Genomic DNA, 18423 nt, shown 5'->3' with positions numbered 1-18423 from the left:
TATTCATTAATTTTAATGAAAATCAATTTGGAAGTATGATTTAAGAAAGACTTTTTGCATAAGCGGAGTGACAATAAGTTCCCCACCAAGACATCAAATCTTTTCGTTGTTCTAAATAGGTTGAACGATTATATGCGCGTCTTACCTCATTTTTATCGCTATGTGCTAAAGCTGCTTCAATTACGTCAGGGCTAAAACCTTCTTCATTCATAGCCGTACTTGCAATTGAACGTAACCCATGTGCCACAAGCTTACCTCCGAATCCAATCCGTTTTAAAGCGGCATTAGCTGTCTGACTATTCATTGGCTGTTTGGGATCATTTCTACTGGGGAAGACATGTTTACGATGGCACTAACAGACTTCATAACTTCCAAAATATCTAAAGCCTGAGGTGACAAATGGACAATGTGTTCACGCTTAGCCTTCATGCGTTTGGCGGGAATCGTCCAGAGTTTGGCATCGAGATCGATCTCGACCCACCGAGCACCAGAAGCCTCAGAAGGGCGCACTAGGGTCAGGAGCTGCCACTCAATAAGACAGCGAGTCGAAGCAGAAAGATTGGACATAACAAGAGAACGCATTAGTTTCGGCAATTCCTCTGGCCGAAGCGTCGGCATGTTTTGCTTTTTGGGTTTCTCAAATGCCATTCCAACCCCTGATGCCGGATTCGCGTCTATCAGACCAGTGTTGACTGCGTAAATCATGATTTCGTTAATACGTTGCACTAGGAGGCGAACCGTCTCTAAGGCACCACGCGCTTTGATTGGTTCCAATGCTTCAACTATCGTTCTGGCCTTAATCTCCTGAACAGGTATCGCGCCTATTGCTGGGAATACGTCTTTATCTAGAGAACGCCAAATATCTTTCGCGTAGTCCTCAGTGACGCTTTTGCTCTTCATTTTGAACCAGTTGGCGGCCGCAGTTGAGAAAATACTATCCAGCTCAATCTGACGTTGCTCTAATGCTTGCTCTTGCTCTTGCTCTTGCTCTTGCTCTTGCTCTTGCTGTTGTTGTGGATCCATCCCCTGCGCAAGTGTGGCCAAATGTTGGTCGCGTATCTGGCGAGCTGCTGCGAGTGTAAGGGCAGGGTATGAGCCGAGACTCAGATTAGTTCGGCTATTACTTACCGGACGTTGGTATCGGAAGCGCCAGAGCTTTTTACCAGATGCTTTCACGAGTAAGAACAGACCGTCCCCATCATGCAGAGTGAAATCTTTTTCTCGCGGTTTAGCTTTAAGGATCTCGTTGTTAGTGAGGGGGCGTGTGATGCGCGCCATGTCTGGATTCCTTCCATAATTGGTATACGCTTTTAGGTATACATCCTACCGTATACCTAAACGTATACCAATAATCACCGGATTTAGCCGGATGTTCTCGGACAAGGACAGACACAAAAAAGCCCGCAGGGCTTGTGCCATGCGGGCTTTCAGGACTTCATCGGATGACTCTGGTAATCACCGATGGAGAATTTTGGTGGAGCTGGCGGGAGTTGAACCCGCGTCCGAAATTCCTACATCCTCGGTACTACATGCTTAGTCAGTCTTTACATTCGCCTGGCACCTGCGGACGGACACGCCACTACCAGACTAGCCTGATTCGTTTTAACGCTTCAACCCCAGGCAGGGCATCCGCGCGATCTCTTTTGGGTTTGACCTCTCTTGATCCCCGTCCTAAGAGCGGAGGCTAGGGAGAGAGGGCTCTAAGCAGGTTATTAAGCTGCTAAAGCGTAGGTTTCGTCGTTTGCGACTATTTTTTGCGGCTTTTTACGAGGCCAACCGCCCCTCGGCATGCACCTTGGGTTTCGCAAATCCCGTCGAATCCAGAATCAGCCCCAATGTGTAAGGTAAGTATAACAGACTTGTGACACGCGTGACCAGCCCCCGTATATTCTTATCTTCAACGATTTACCGCTCGCGCAGCGCTTCTTTCGCGCGATTAAACGGTTTGATTAAATAGTCGACAATGGTTTTTTCACCGGTTTTGATATCCACCGTGGCGATCATGCCTGGAACAATCGAAAAACGGCGTCCTGATTTATTTTGTAGATAGTCCTGGTGGGTGCGGATAAATACGCGATAGTAAAAAATTTCCGGTTTCACTTTATCCTGAATGGTGTCCGGTGAAATGGTCTCCACCACGCCGTCAAGCCCGCCGTAAATGGCGTAATCGTAAGCAGTAATTTTAACCAATGCGCGTTGGCCGGGATGAATAAAGGCGATATCACGCGGCGAAAGGCGGGTTTCAATCAGCAGACGATCGTCTACCGGCACTATCTCCATCATCTCGCCGTTAGGCGGGATCACGCCGCCAATCGTCGTGACCTGGATATTTTTAACAATGCCGCGTACCGGCGAACGCACGGTGAGGCGGGTGACGGAATCCTCGCGTCCTTTTAAAATGGCGGAGAGCATATCGACCTCAGCGTTCGCTTTTGATAACGCTTCGCGTGCCTGCACATAATATTGTGAGCGCAGATCGGTAATTTTTAAGCCTAAATCGCTTTTTTGTCGTTGCAGGCGCAGCACTTCAACATGACTGGCCGCGCCGCTTTTCTCCAGACGCTGGGTAATGGCCAGCTCTTTATTAACCGACGCCAGCGCATCCCGTAGCTCGGCTTCGGTATCGGACAGCTGCGCGCGGCGGCTTTTATAGAGACGCGTCTCTGCGGCAATCAGATCCGGCCAGCCGTTCAGCTCAGCGGGGAAGGCGAGAGGTAAGTCGTTGACTTCCGCGGTTAACCGTGCGCTGGAGGCGAGTGAAGCGCGATATTTTGCCGCACTTTCACCAACATTGGATGCCAGACGCGTCGGATCAAGCCGGGCGACAATCTGGTTAGCCTGAACTCTGTCGCCTTCCCGCACCGTCAACTGCGCCAGAATGCCGCCATCCAGCGACTGCAGAACCTGTTCGCGTGAAGTGGGGATCACTTTCCCGTTACCGGTGGAAACCTCATCCAGTCGGCCAAACCACGCCCAGATGCCGAAAATGAGAAATAACAGTGAGCAGATCAGAACAATACGACCCGCGCCGGAAAACGCCCGTTCACGCTGAATATCGAAATCGTCCATCGCGGCATCATGCTGATTGGTTTTCATTTTTCCACTCCCGACGGTGACTTTGCATCCGATCCGCGTTAAGCGCCTGCGCTTTTGGCGCATCCATCACCAGTTGCCCTTCTTTCAGGACAACGACACGCTCAACCAGCTCCAGTATTGGTACCCGGTGCGTCGCGACGACCAGGGTACGGTTGCCAAGCCACTGATGTAACCGCTGAATAAACTCTCGTTCCGTATGCTCGTCCAGCGAGGCGCTGGGTTCATCAAGTAGCACAATATTGGGGGAGCGCAGCAGCATTCTCGCCAGCAATAGGGACTGACGCTGCCCGCCGGACAGGCCGTTACCACCCTCCATAATGGGATGATCCAACCCTTTTGCCAGCCGCCTGACGAAGACGGCGCCGCCGCTGACTTCGAGCGCGTCAAAAATCTGTTCATCGTTGGCGTGCGGCGCGCCGAGCGTCAGGTTCTCTCGTAGGGTGCCGAAGAAAAGCCGCGCGTTCTGGCTAAGAAAGCCGATGTTGCGGCGTAAATCCGCCATATCGATGTGCGACAAGCTGAGATTATCAAGCCGGGCCTCTCCCTGAATCATCTCCAGGCCACCCGCCATCGCCTGTAAAAGTGTGGATTTACCCGCACCGTTACGCCCCAGTATCGCAATCCGCTCGCCAGGCATGATCTCCAGACGCACGAGGCGCAACGGTATGCGTTGATCGTCGTTATGGTAACGAAACTGAGCGTTTTCAAAGAAGTAATGCCCGTGGAGGATGTCGCGGTGTATCAGGCTATCGTCATGCTGTGTCTCGGTGGGCAGTTGCATAATGTTGTCGAGACCCATCTTCGCCGCTTTCACCTGCTGCCAGCGCGCCAGCACGCCGCACAGGTTAGCCATTGGCGCGATCATCCGCGAGCCGAGCATCGACGCGGCGACCACGGCGCCGGTAGTCATACTGCCTTCAATGACCATCGGCGCGCCGAACATAATCACTGCGGCATACACCAGACTTTGTACCGACATCCCCCAACTGATAAGCCCTTGCGTGAGTTTGCGGGTGCGTAGACCCGACTCGCCGGTAATACGGATATAGCTATTCCACTGCTGAAGAAAGCGGTTCTCCGCCTGCATCAGTTTAATATCTTCCAGCCCCTGAACGCTTTCGACCAAGACTGCATTGCGTAGCGTCGCTTCGTGGGCGGCCTGGTTGGCGAGGACAGCCAGTTTTTTTGCAGTGCGACGCCCGGCAGGATCATCAGCAGAGCCGCCACGGGCGCTATCCATGCCAGCGGTGGGGCAATAATCGCCAGGACTATCATAAACAGGAAAAAGAAAGGCAGATCGACAATGGTCGCCAGCGTTGAAGAGGTAATCATCTCGCGGATCTGTTCCAGTTCGCGTAACTGCGAGATAAAACTGCCTGTGGAACGGGGAATAGCGCTGTTGCGCAGCCTTAACGCATGACCGAATACCCGATCGGAAATGCGCATATCGGCGCGTTTACCGAGCACGTCCATAATGTGCGTACGCGCTTCACGCAGCAGAAAACCGAACAGCACCGCTACCAGCACGCCGAAGGAGAGAACGTACAGGGTAGGATATGACTGAGCGGGGATCACCCGATCGTAAACCTGCATAGAGAACACAATCCCGGCCAGCGACAGCACGTTAATCAGAAAGGCGGCGACCATTACCGGTAAATAAGGGCGAATATCCTGCAGAACCAGCTCGCGCATCCAGTCAGGTTTAAAGCGGGAGATATAGCGGTCGACGCGGCTATCCTTGAGCGCCGATAGCGGGCGTAGCGCGGCAACATAGAGGATCTCCGGCAATAACTCGCTGAGCGTCAGGCGGTTACGCTGACCCTCTTCTTCAATCACAAAAACGTCTACCGCATCTTCGCCATTAACATGTTCGATGACCAATAACTGCCCGTCCCGGAGCTCGACAACCAACGGCAATCGCCACTGACTAAATGCCGTTTTGTCTATGTCCGGCGCATGAAAGGATAAACCCGCCTGCCGCGCGAGCTGCGTTAAGGCGGTCGTTCTGCTTTTACCCCTAAACCACGGGGCGTTGGCCTGAATTGAACCGGGAGAACAGGCAACGCGATAATGACCGGCGACATGGCTGATGGCCTGCGCCCATTGGCTTAGCGCGCGCTCACTGAGTACCTCTTCTACATCGGGGGCGGCGCGGGTCATGGCTGGATCTCCACGGATTGAATGCTGCGATGATTTAACGCGAACGCCTGACGAAGCGCGCCGGTGTTATACAGACAGTTCAGTTGTAACTGATGCAACTGGCTTTCCGTTTGCAGTTCGGCAAAACGCGCCTGGTAAACTTCCTGCTCCGCATTAAGCACGTCGAGCAGCGGGCGGGAACCGAGGTCAAGGTATTGCTGCTGATACAGTTCGCGCGTACGTTCGCTAAGCTGCTGTTGCCGACGAAGGATTTGTAACGCGCTGGCAAGACTCATTGCCTGGCTGCGCGCCTCCATCAGTTTCTGGCGGACATCAAGCCGGGTGCGCTGAATGGTCGACTGAGCCGCGTCTACCGCATGGCTGGCGGCGTTGCGTCGGGCAGTCAGCCCTCCGCCCTGGTAAAGCGGCATCTCAACTTTCACCCAGGTGGAATACTGGGTTTTATCCAGCACTTCATGACTGGGATATTTATCATTAAGATAATGTTGTACAGAAGGTTCGAGCGAAATCGTCTGCGTCATTTGCGCGCTGGCATAGTCCAGATTCGCCCGCGCAACGTTGGCCTGCGCCCAGGCGGCCAGTACCGCGGGCACCAGTCGATCGTCGGGAGTCGCCGTCTCACAGCTGCGAGCGAGTTTCGCCGGGAAGTCATTATTGATGCCGTTAAGCGAATTCCAGCCCAGCCAGCTCATCAGTGAGGCTTTCGCACTATCGAGATTGGCCTGATACTGCGCCAGTTGCGAGCGGGCGGATTCGATTCTGGCTTCGGTTTGCACCACGTCAGAGAGCGACGTAGCGCCTTCATCGCTGCGCTGCCGGATAAGTTTACCGATGCTGTCCAGCGCGACGAGCTGTTCTTCCGCCGCTTCTACCATTTGCTGCCAGCTCTGCGTTTGTACAATGGCGTTGGCGGTTTCGTGCGCGACGGTATCAATACTGAGCAACACATTGGCCTGTTGCTGCGCTGCGCCTGCGGTTTCGGCGCGAACCTGGCTTGCCACTTTGCCGAAGTCATAAAGCATTTGCGATACCGACAGCACTAGCGAGGGGCTATACCCGTGATCGGTGTAGGTATTGCTGTACCCATTGTTCACGCCAGCGCTGACTTGCGGATAATATTTCGATTTGGCGACCTCTATTTGTTCATTCTGTGCGAGCAGTTTGCCGATGGCTTCGCGAATAGAAGGATGCCAGTTAACGGCGCGATTGACCGCGTCATTGAGCGTCAGGTTGCCCGGCACGGCGGCGCTGAGCGGCAACTCAGCGGCGGAGCCATCCAGCGAAGGAAGCATCTGGTCCGTTGCTAATCCTTCGGATGTGATAATTGGCAGCGCTTCTGCGCCCCGGGGCTGGTGATGAAACAAAGCAAATGCCAGTACGATGGCGACAGGCGCGACTCTTCCCATAGTTTATCCCTTTTAAATATCACCGCTTGTTGCCCCGAACGTCGTGGCGTTCGGGGCTTTTTTATCAACCGCCGGTTATCAGGTGGTTGTTCTGCAACAGATCATTTAACGTGAGCTGCACATTCTCCAGCGTGACAAGGTCAGTGGATTTAAACGCGCTACCGGCGCCGTCGCGATCGACGGATATCACCGTATTGGCACCGCTGGTATGAACCTGCACAAAGTTACCCAGCGTCGCCGCCTGGTGATCCCAGCCGGTCAGCAGTTCGTGGATATCGATCTTGTCGCCCTGCGCGGTGGAGAAGTTTTGCCAGCGATCGGCGCCGTTGCCGCCGGTCGCGTCCGCGCCGTTTAACAGGTGGTAAATCAGCGTATCGCCATAGGCTGAGCCGATGAGAACATCGTTTTGGTTGGTACTGACGATTTGCGGCGCCATATCAATGGTCAATGTGGCGCTATCCGTATGACCCATCTTGTCATCCAGTTGATAGGTAAAGACCTCTTTACTGGTGATGGACGACATCGCGACGCCATTATTCAGGGTGTAGGTGTAGGCGCCATCAAGGTTAATTTGCAATGTGCCGTAATGTCCCTGAATCGTGGCGCTGGTGGTATTCGCCGCGGCGTCCAGCGTGGCGGCGCTGCCGTTATACCCGCTAATGCTCAGGCGGGTATTCACCGTATTAAGCTGATCCATCGCCCCCGCCGCATCGCTGCCGTCAAAAATATTGCCGGGAACGGTATGCGTTCCGGACGTTTCAAAATTATCCAGATCGACGGTGGTGCCGATGACGCGTGGCGTGATTGTCGCCGCCCCGGCCAGGGTATTGGTGCCGGTGAAGTTAAGCGTGTACGTTCCGGCATCCAGCTCCAGGCCGCTCAGGTTAACGGTCACCGTCGCGCTGCCCAGCGTGATATTCGCCACCGGAACGGTTCCGTTGCGTATGACGGTCCCGTTCTCCTGAATGGCCCAGCTAATATTCAGATTGCCCAGCGTAATGAGCGTGGAGACATCAAAAACCAGTGACGCGCCTTTAAGTACGGTGCCCGTTGCAACGTCAAAGGTGCCGCTCCCGCTGCCCGATTTGCCGAGTAGCCCCCAACTGGCGCTGCCGACGCTGGAGTCCAGCCAGGCAGCGGTATCCTGAAGCGTGGCGACGCTGAGGGTATCGCTGACATCATTAATCGCATCCAGCGCCCTGGCGGTTGGCGTGATATTGAGCGAGGCCGTATCGGTATCGCCGTTTGGCGCTTTGACCGTATAGATAAAGCTGTCCGGCGTTTTAATGCTGTCGGCGCCGACGCCGTTCTTCAGCGTGTAGGTATAGTTGCCTCTTGCGTCAATGATGAGCGAGCCATACAGCCCGTTTACCTCCGTTGTGCCGGTCGCCGCAATCGCCACGCCGTTTACTTCAGTGAGGAGGGCGTCCGTAGGGACGACATCATTGGTCAGTACGTTGCCGGTGGTGTTGGCGGTGATACTGTCAACGGCATAGGTGTGGTCCTGGGAAATCGCCAACGTATAGCCAGTGAGGACGCTAATGCCGCTGGCGGTATTCAGCACGAACAAGTATTCGCCGCCAGGCAACGTCAGGGTCAGCGGCTGGGACTGTCCGGCTAACAGCAGGGTGTTAATCCAGCCCTTTTGCACCCGGAACTGCTCATATTGTTGAATGGCATCGTTGAAGCGATAAACGTACAGATCGAACGTGGAAACCAGTGAGACGCCGCCGACGGTTCCCTGTAACGTCATGGTTCGCGTAGCGCCTTCTTCAACGTTAAAGATGATCGGATTAGTCATATCATCAAGCAGATTCGCGTTCAGTACATTACCAAGTCCGACGCTTAATACCGTGACGCCGCTTTGTGTCGAGGGGCCGTTGTTGACGTAGCTAACGTGAGTATCAAAGACCAGCGAGGCGTTATTGTCTGTCGCTATCACGCTGCCCGGTACAGGCGCGGGACCCAAATTAATAACCAGTTGCGCGGCGCTGCTACCGACGCCATTCTGGGTGATGGTGTAGGTGAAGCTCTCTTTATGTCCGTATCCCGCCGTGGGCTTAGTCAGCGTGTAGGTGTAACTGCCATCCTGATTAATGTGCAGCGTGCCGTATTGCCCCAGGATATCCACGCCGCCCGCGCCGACCGGCGTACTGACGCCGTTGGCGTTGGTGATGGCGGTGACCGTGGTGCCCGTCGGCGCGGTATCATCAGCCATGACGTTGCCGGTACTGATGGTTGGCCCGCTAATAATACCTGCGCTGGTCTGGTGTACATCGACATCCAGGCTGGTATATGACCCGGTAGCGAGCAGACTGGTGTTATAAGTGAGTACCCGGTACTGGCCTTCGCCCAGGCCGCTCAGGTTCAGGGTAACGCCGCTCCCGGTCAGGGTAAGCAAATTCGCGAAGTCGCCAACGGCGGTGTTGACGATCGTCGTCCAGGCGCCGAGGCTGGTGTCGTAGCGCTGTACCACAATCTTCTGAGTACTGAGCAGCGAAAGCACGATTCCCGTTGCGGCGGCATCGATGGTGACGTCGCCCGTACCACCTTCAGCAATGGTGAACTCAACCTGAGCGGTATCGTTACCCAAAACCGAGGCGACATTGCCAAGCGCGCCAACCAGCAGCAGGCCGTAATCCGAATAGTTTTGCGTGCTGGTGACGGCGGTCGAGGTCAGATCAAGACTGGTGATGTTATCCCTTGCCGCCAGCGGCAGAACCGGCGCGGTAATGCCTAACGTGCCGGAGGCGTTACCCGCAGCGTCAGTGGCCGTCACGTTAATGAGCTGACCTTCAATTTGTTTTGTCGGCAAGGTGAGAGACCATGCGCCGTTGCTGCCGGCGGTGGTGGTGAGCGTCACGCCGCCCGCCAGCGTGACGGTTACGGTGCTGTTTGCCTCTGCCTGTCCGGAAAGTGAACCGCCATCGGCGCTGAGCGTACCTGACGGCGTACCGGGCGCCAGCGTATCGACAATCACCGTCGCGGCGGTGGAGACGCTGCCTGTACCGTTGGCGTTAGTCGCGGTGGCGGTGAAGGCGTGGCTGCCTTCGGTCAAATTACCTGTCGGGGTAAAGCTCCAGTTTCCGCTGGCGTTCGCCGTGGTGGTGCCGAGCAGCGCCCCGTTGTTATAAATGCTCACCGTGGCGCCCGCCTGAGCGGTACCATTCAATGTGGGTTGTGCGTCATTAGTGACCTGACCGTTGGCGATAGCGCCGGTATAAATACCCACATCATCCACTACGTTGGTGATGATCGGTGCTTCCGGCACGCGCGTATCGGGCGCGGTAAATCCGGCGGCAATGCCTGTGTTGCCTGCTTTATCTTGGGCAAATGCCAGTAGCGGCTGACCATTGGTCTGCGCGGGCGTGAGTGTGGCGGTGAAGCTGCCTGTACCGTCGGCGGTGGCGGTTCCCAGTACCACACCAGTATCAGAGGTAATCGTCACTGTACTGCCTGCTTCCGCGGTGCCCGTCACGCGATTACCGGTAGCATTGATGACCAGGTTGCCGGGCGCAATGGTATCCACGATAATCGTTATCGATGGCGAAGCGGCGCTAACGTTGCCAGCCGCATCGGCGGCGCTAACGCTATAGGCGTGACTTCCCTGGCCGAGCGCGACGGTTGGCGTCCAGCTCCAGTTGCCGCTGGCATTGGCGTTCACGGTCGCGACCAGCGCGCCATTATCGAAGATGCTTACCGCGCTGTTGGCTTCCGCAGTACCGTTGAGCGTCGGCTGTGTGTCGTTGGTCGATTGTCCATTGCCAATGGCACCGGTGTTGTTCGGGACATCATCAACGATGCTGGTTATAAGCGGAACCGTTGGCGCAAGGGTATCGACCACGATAGTAAAACCGCTGGTGGCCGGGCTAACGTTGCCTGCCGGGTCGGTGGCGGTCACTGTTAATGTGCGCGTGCCGTCGTTTAACCCTGTCGTCGGCGTGAAGCTCCACGCGCCGCTCGCGTTAGCCGAGGTGACGCCAAGCAGAGTGTCGCCATCATAGATACTGACCACGCTGCCCGCTTCGGCAGTGCCGTTCAGCGTGGGGCGGTTATCATTGGTTATCTGACCATTAGCGAGATTTCCTGTGACCCCACCCGCGACGTCATCCACCACGGACGTCAGGATTGGCGTTTGCGGCGCGGTGGTATCGACCGTCAGGGTGAAAGCCGTACTGTTCGGGCTGCTGTTTCCTGCGGCATCGGTGGCGACGGCGGTGATGACGTGCGTTCCGCTTGCCAGCGTTGAGGTGGAGACGCTCCACGCGCCGTCAGGCTGAGCCGTTGTCGTGCCAATGACCGTACCATTTTCATAGAGCGTGATCGTGGCGCCGGCTTCTGCGGTGCCGCTGAAGGTTGGCGTAGGATCGTTGGTATTTTGGCCGTTCGCGATCGTGCCGAGGCCTGGCGCCTGATCGTCACTGACTGATGTGATTACCGGCGTCAGCGGCGGCGTAGTATCGACGACGAAATTAACGCTGTCCGAAACGGGGCTGGCGTTGCCTGCGGCATCAACGGCAATGACGGTAATTACATGGTTGCCCGTCGCCAGCGAGGCGTCGGGCGTGTAGCGCCAGCTACTGCTATTGTCGGCGGGAATTTCAGCCAGCAGCGTGCCGTTATCGTAGAGACGAATAGTTGTGTTGGTTTCACGGGTGCCGCTAATGACAGGGCGCGCCTCGTCTGTGATCTGTCCTGAACTCAGATTGCCGGTAATGGGGCCCGTACCGTCGTAGACCGTATCAATAACAGGCGCGGCGGGAGCCGTGGTATCAATAGTAAACGAGCGTATTTCGGACGCGGTGCTGGTATTGCCTGCCGCATCGGTTGCTGTCGCCGTCAGGTTCCAGACGCCCGCGCCCAGCGAGGTAGACGGTGTAAAGCTCCAGCTACCGTTGGCCTGAACTTGCGCCGTACCGACCAGCGCGCTGCCATTATAAATCGAGATGGTTGTACCCGCCTCACCGGTACCCGAGAGTGTTGGTCGGGTTTCGTTCGTCGAGCCGCCGTTGGGGACGATGCCCGTTACCGGCGCCGTATTATCTGCCACGCTGGCGATAACCGGCGCGGCGGGCGGTGTGGCGTCAATCGTCAGCACAAATCCGCTGGACACCGCGCTGCTATTACCCGCCGGATCGGTGGCGCTAAGGGTGAACGTGTGGCTACCGTTTGCAAGCGGCGTCTGCGGCGTGAAACTCCACGTGCCGTCGCTATTCACCGTCGTGGTACCGATGGACGCGGGATTACCGTCAAGATAGACATTAATCGTCGCGCCTGCCTCTCCGCGCCCGTTCAGGGTGGGCGTCGCATCGTTCGTTAGCTGCCCGCTAACCAGGTTGCCGGTAATTCCGGGCTGGTCATCCACGACGGAGGTGAGAACCGGGATCGCCGGAGGCGTAATATCGACCACGATCGTCCACGGCGCGGAGACCGCGCTGGTATTGCCCGCCGGATCGGTAGCGCTAACCGTCAGATTATGGCTTCCCTCTGACAAATTGCGGGGCACCGGGAAGGTCCAGCTACCGTTTTCGCCTACCTGAGCCGTGCCAAGCGGCGTACCGTTATCAAAAATGGTGATTGTCGCGCCAGGTTCGCCAGTTCCGTTCAGTATTGGCTGCCGATCGTCGGTGGATTGCCCCGGTAACACCGGAACGGTCGGTTGATTGTTATCGTCAATCACGGACGTGATAACCGGCACATCTGGCGCCTGCGCGTCAATGTTCAGCGTAAAGCCGTCCGAAGGCTGGCCGCTATTGCCAGCGGGATCGGTCGCCACGGCGGTAAAGATGTGCGCGTTGCTCTCTAGCGGCGCGTTCGGGGTGAAGCGCCAGTTGCCGCTTTGATCTACCGTGGCGGAACCGATTTCTACGCCGTTATCCAGAATGCGGATCGTGGCGCCAGCTTCTCCCGTTCCGTTGAGCGTCGGGCGTGAATCATTGGTGAGCGCGCCGTTATCCAGCGTACCGGTCATGCCGGGGACATCATCCGTTGCGCTGGTAATAACCGGTTGCGCCGGCGCGCTAAGATCGACAGTGATCCCGACCGGTGCGGACAGGCCGCCCGGGCCATTCGCATTGGTTGCCTGGACGGTGAAGTAATGTGTGCTTTCGCTTAATGGCGTCGCGATCTCAAAGATCCAGTTCCCGCTGGCGTCAACGGTGGCAAAGCCTGCCGAATCGCCATCAATGAAAACTTCAACGGTAGAGCCGATATCCGTGGTGCCGCGCAGCGTCGGCATGGTGTCGTCCGTGGCGCCGCCCGCCGCAATATTCCCCTGTACGCTCCCGACATCATCTTCAATCGCCGTGATGGCCGGGACGGCGGGCAGACCGCTGTCGGAAGCGGGAAAATTCGTAGCCGGGCCGTTATTCCCCGCGCGATCGATAGCAATTGCCGTCAGCGTACCGCCATCGGTTTGCGCCGGACTGAGCGTAACGACGAATTCACCGGTGCCATTAGCGACAGCGCTGCCGACCAGGGTGCCATCGGCATGGTGAATTTCAACGGTAGCGTAAGGATCGGCAAGTCCGGCGACGCGCGTGCCATCGTCGTCCACCGTCTGGATCGTTGGCGCGGGCGGGGCAGTGATATCCACGGTAATAGTGATCGGCTGGGTTTGCGCCGTGGTATTTCCAGCATCGTCAGTCGCGCTGAAGGTTAGCGCATGGCTGGCTTCTGATAATTCGGGCGTATTGAATGTCCAGACCCCGTCGGTGACGAGCGCCGTCCCGATTGCCACGCCATTGTCGTAAATCGTGACGGTGCTGCCGTTTTCGCCGCTGCCGTTAATAGTCAGCGTCCGATCGTTAGTAAAGGCGCCATCGGTTAATGGCCCGGTCACTGGTGCAACATCGTCGAGGATCTCATTGACGACGGGCGGCTGCAACGGAACGGTGTCGACGGTGAAGGTAAAGCTGTTCGATACGCCGCTGCTGTTTCCGGCTGCATCGGCGGCAATGGCGGTCAGGGTGTAGACGCCATCCGGCAACGCGCTGGTCACCGGCAGCGTCCATGTGCCGGTCTCATCGACGGTGACTACGCCTAAAACGCTGCTGCCGTTATAGAGCGTAATAATGCTGCCGATGTCGCCAGTGCCGTGAATGACTGGTGTATTGTCGTCAGTGGTTGCGCCGCTGACAATAGTATCCTGGACTTCGCCGACGTTATCTTCGGCAAAAGTGATAACTGGATTGGCGGGCGCAGTGGTGTCTAGCGTAAAAGTGACTGAGGCGGAAGGTGGACTGATATTGCCCGCTATATCGGTTTCCGTGACGGTAATGGTATAGGTTTCTGGCGTCAGTGCCGCAGGCGTAAAGCTCCAGCTTCCGTTATCGCCTACCGTTGTGCGACCAATTTCACTGCCATTATTGTAGAGAATAATCGTGCTGCCGATCTCTCCCGTGCCGCTGAAGGTCGGCGTGGTATCGTTCGTTGCGCCATTATTGCCGATGTTGCCGATAACCGGCGCGACGTTATCGCTGATTAGCGGCGCGTCAGGCTGCGCTGGAGGCTGGGTATCAAGGGTAACGGAGAAAACGCTGGAGGTGGGGCTACTATTGCCTGCGGCATCCGTGGCGGTGGCCGTCAGGATGTTTAACCCTTCGCTCAGATTACGGGTTAGTGGATAGGTCCAGCTACCCTGTGGATTGACCTGGACGGTAGCCAGTTCTACGCCGTTATTGTACAGGGTGATGATGGTGCCGGGTTCGCCGGTGCCGCTGAGGGTCGGCATACGCTGATTGGTAATACTGCCGTTTGCCAGTAGCATCTCGCCTTCTCCGCCGGTGATGGCGGCTGACACGATCTGCGGCGCATCCGGCGCCTGGGTATCGACGCGCAGGGTAAAGCTGAGGGATTCGGGACTTTCGTTCCCCGCCGGATCGTTGGCGCGAGCGGTCAGATGGTGGTCGCCGTCGCCCAGCGCGGCAGGCGGCGTAAACTGCCAGCGCCCGTCCGTGCCGACCAGCGCCTGACCTATGGCATTGCCATTATCGTAAAGGATGATTGTGTCGCCTGCGGTGCCGCTACCGCTCAACCGGGGCTGGGATTCCTGGGTAATCTGATTGGTATCAATCGTATTTCCGTCGCCGTTAGCTACGCCGATAACGCCGGGGGCGGCAGGGGCCTGGGTATCAATGGTAATCGTAAAATCGGTCGAAAAAGGCGTGGTGTTGCCGTTACTGTCGCTGGCCGTCACGGTAAAGGTGTAGGTGTCGTCCGCCAGTGGCGAGGCCGTGGTGTAAGCGTAGCTCCAGACGCCGGAATTACCGACGATAATATCTGCTATCCGGGCGCCATTCTGATACAGGTGTACTGTGGAACCCGGTTCACCTGTACCATTAATCGTTGGCGTGCTGTCGTTAGTGAGCCCCAGATGCGCGACGCTACCGAGAATACCCGGCGCATCATCTGTAATGAAGGTGATTACCGGTTGCTGCGGCGATTGCGTATCGACCACCAGGTCGAATGACGCGGCCTGACTGGCATTGCCTTTAGCGTCGGTTGCGATTACGGTCAGTCGATGCGCGCCTTCACCTAAATTTTGCGACGGCGTAAACGTCCAGGCACCGTTGGGCTGTAGCGTGGCGAGTTCCAGTGAAACGCCGTTATCAAAGACTTCGACACGCGCGCCGGCCTCCGCCGTACCGCTAAGGGTGGGACGGTTGTCGTTGGTGGTTTGTCCGTTAACCAGCGGCCCGGTGAAGCTTTCAACATCGTCCAGCACCTGAGTGATAATGGGCTTATCCGGGGCGGTGATATCGGGCGCTTGCGCTGTGGTTGGCGGGCTGACGTTGTTGGCGCTGTCGGTGGCGGTAACCTGTTCGCCGTTGGTCTGTGCGGGGACGAGGGGAAGGGTAAAATGACCTTCGCCATCTGCTTTGCCGCTGCCAAGCGGCTTGCCGTCCGGCGTGGCGATCGTGATGGCGCTACCCGGTTCGGCGGTGCCGCTGATACTGGTGCCATCCTCACTAATTACCACGTTTTTCGGCATTTCCGGCGCGGTACTGTCCGGCGCGATAACCGTCGCGGCGGCGCTTTCGTTTTTCGCGACATCGGTGGCGGTAGCGATAAGCGCCTGGCCGTTAGTCTGCGCCGTATTCAGCGGAACGATAAATTGTCCGTTGCCATTAGCGACGGCGCTGCCAAGTACGGTGTTGCTACTGTCGCGGATAGTGACCGTTGCCCCGGCTTCCGCCTGACCGCTTACGGACAGACCGTCGGTCGCCACGGTAAGACAGTCCGGTGCCGCAGGCGCAGTTTTATCCGGCGCGTTCAGCGTTTCTACCGGACCGCTATTCGCGGCTTTATCGGTAACGCTAATGCTTAATGTTTCGCCGTTAATTTTCGCCGGGCTAATACCTATTGAGAAGGTACCGTCGTCGCCTGCCGTTCCACTACCGAGCGTATTTCCCAGGCTATCTTTGATAACCACAGTGCTGCCAGCTTCCGTAGTGCCGGTGAGTCTGTCGCCGACGTCGCTAACCGCCAGGCCTTCCAGCACCGGCGGCTGCGTGTCGATATCAATGGTAAAGGAGACGGACTGCCCGCTGGTGCCGCGATCGTTGGTCGCGGTAGCGGTAAAGACATGGTCGCCATCGGCAAGCGCCAGCGAGGGGGTAAAGCTCCATTTGCCGTCAGCGTCAGCGACAATGGGCGGAAAGGTCGGTACAGGAAAGCCATTATCGTTAATCGATATCGTACTGCCTGGTTCAGCAGTACCGCTGAGGGTTGGGCGGTTATCATCTGTGGTATCGCCATTTTTCAACAGCCCGGTAACGGTGCCAGCGTCATCCGTCACGGTAAGGATAGTCGGCTGGGCAGGATTCTGTGAGTCAGAAGCGGTAAACTCCGTGGCGGGGCCGATGTTACCGACGGCGTCCTGAATACGCGCTTCCAGACGCTCGCCGTGGGTCTGGGCTGGATTCAGCGTGATGCTGAAGTGGTTATTTTCTCCGGTAATCGTGGAGCCCAGGTAATTTCCCGCCGGGTCATAGATCGACACGGTACTGCCAGCTTCAGCGGTGCCGCTAACGGTTGTGCCGTCTTTCGCGACATTATCAATGGTAGCGGCGTCCGGCGGTGTGGTGTCCACAATGATAGTAGGCGTTGTCGTCACGCGGCTCGTGTTTCCGGCTTTGTCGCTTTGTTCGACGGTAAAGGTATGTTCGCCATCGCTTAACGGCGTAGTCGGCGTAAAGGTCCAGCGCCCATTTTCGTCTACGGTAGCGCTGCCGATAACGGTTGAACCCTCTTTAATCGTGATGGTATTGCCTGCCTCTCCCTGCCCGGAAAATAGCGGTTTTGCCTCGTCAGTCCGGTCATTATTCTGTAGCGGCCCGGTGAGCAAACCGGTGTTATCGGCAATCAGTTCAACGCGTGGGGCATCGGGGCTGAGTGTGTCGATAGTCAGTGTAAAGCGGGCTGATTCGCTACTTTCGCCTTTAACGTTAGTCGCAATGGCGGTGAAATGATTTTCCCCATCCGCTAGCGCGCTGGTAATGGCAAAACGCCAGCTTCCGCTGCTATCAACCGTTGTGGAGCCTATTTCCTGACCATTGGCGTAAATATGGATGACTGTGCCAGCGCTGCCGGTGCCCTCCAGCGTGGGGGTATTGTCGTTCGTAAACTGATTATTGCTCAGCGTGCCGGTGAGGGGAGCGGCATCATCGATAGCGGCGGTGATAGCTGGTGTATCGGGGAGAGGAATGTTGGGCGCATCAATGGTTGCGGATGGGCCGGTATTGCCGGCATCGTCAGTCGCGGTCACGGTAAGTTGTTCGCCGCTAAGCTGTGGCGCTGTCAGATCAATACTAAATTTACCGTCGCTATCCGCTTTGCCCTCGCCAACGACGTTGCCTGAGGGATCTTTGATGGTAATGGTACTGCCCGCTTCGGCTTGCCCGCTTACCGTTTTTCCGTCCGCTGAAATCAATAATTCGCCGGGAGCGAGAGGCGGGGTAGTATCTACAGGATTACTGCTACCTGGAGTATTGCCGTTGGGGGTACTGCCGCCGGGATTGCTGTTATCAGGGGGATTACCGTCAGGATTGGTGTTATCGGGGGGCGGATTATCGCCATCCGAATGATGGTGGGAATCGCCGCCGCCGGAAGACGCGATAGCGGCAATGCCGCCAGCCGCCACCGCGCCAGCCAGTACCCACGGCCAAACGGCGCCGCCTGCTTCATGGGAAACGCCGGAAGTGACCAGCAGCTCATTAATATCAGCGATTTGTTCAAAATGTAGCCCGGCTTGAGGATTTTCTACCCACCATAACGTGCCATCGTTTTCCGCCAGTACTAACTGGCTTGCGCCCAGATCGTTGGTAACGTAAAAGTTTTTAATCGTGATCGTTTCGCCGGAATGGAGCCTCACCACCAGATCCTGATTAATGCGCGTAAGTTGACTAATTTCCTCCCGGGCCACTGATAATTTAACAATTGACGGGGCGTTAAGAGTGATCGCTGAGGATTCCACAGTGGTGGAGACGCCAGTCAATTTCGAAACCACGGCGAGTAGACGCATAAATTAGCTCCTGATGGATTTGCTCTGTGTATTAATTAACGGGCACGACGTTCAGGGCAAAATGCGTAGACGAGCCTTCCCGTTCATCGTGAGAGATGAATTTCCGTAGCCATATTCTTTTTTATGAGCGTAGGTGGAGGTCTGGTTTTCTCGCCGAATAACCCTTTGTTTTTTGTGCCTGACTAGTGCTTTCGTATTAGATGATATAGTCAGAAAAAAATCTTTCTGCAAATTAAG

Annotated in this window: 3 protein-coding genes, 1 other RNA gene and 2 pseudogenes; all 6 read right to left on the bottom strand. The window is 56.5% G+C overall.

The window, feature by feature from the left end; all coding sequences use genetic code 11:
• Window positions 1-40 precede the first annotated feature (40 nt).
• The 6 genes and pseudogenes from ACFK9X_RS18245 to bapA all read right to left on the bottom strand — a co-directional run bounded on the left by ACFK9X_RS18245 (window position 41) and on the right by bapA (window position 18186).
• Window positions 41-1278: pseudogene (locus ACFK9X_RS18245) on the bottom strand (integrase domain-containing protein).
• 194 nt (window positions 1279-1472) lie between these two features.
• Window positions 1473-1834: a transfer-messenger RNA gene (ssrA, locus tag ACFK9X_RS18240) on the bottom strand.
• A 71-nt stretch (window positions 1835-1905) separates the two neighbouring features.
• Complete coding sequence (locus ACFK9X_RS18235) at window positions 1906-3069, bottom strand: HlyD family type I secretion periplasmic adaptor subunit (RefSeq protein ID WP_151117969.1); 1164 nt, start codon at window positions 3067-3069, stop codon at window positions 1906-1908.
• A 7-nt stretch (window positions 3070-3076) separates the two neighbouring features.
• Window positions 3077-5256, bottom strand: a pseudogene (locus ACFK9X_RS18230) (type I secretion system permease/ATPase).
• Complete coding sequence (locus tag ACFK9X_RS18225) at window positions 5253-6662, bottom strand: TolC family outer membrane protein (protein WP_151117256.1); 1410 nt, start codon at window positions 6660-6662, stop codon at window positions 5253-5255. The pseudogene ACFK9X_RS18230 and the gene ACFK9X_RS18225 overlap by 4 nt, the downstream one beginning before the upstream one ends.
• A gap of 64 nt (window positions 6663-6726) precedes the next feature.
• On the bottom strand, window positions 6727-18186 hold the full coding sequence (gene bapA / locus ACFK9X_RS18220; protein ID WP_151117254.1) for a biofilm-associated protein BapA: 11460 nt from the start codon (window positions 18184-18186) through the stop codon (window positions 6727-6729).
• Window positions 18187-18423: the final 237 nt, after the last annotated feature.

The sequence above is a fragment of the Salmonella sp. WC3 genome (genome assembly GCF_042932255.1).
Lineage (GTDB): Bacteria > Pseudomonadota > Gammaproteobacteria > Enterobacterales > Enterobacteriaceae > Salmonella > Salmonella enterica.
The sequence above is the reverse complement of the archived record's forward strand: the minus strand, read 5'-3'. Positions and strand labels throughout refer to the sequence as shown.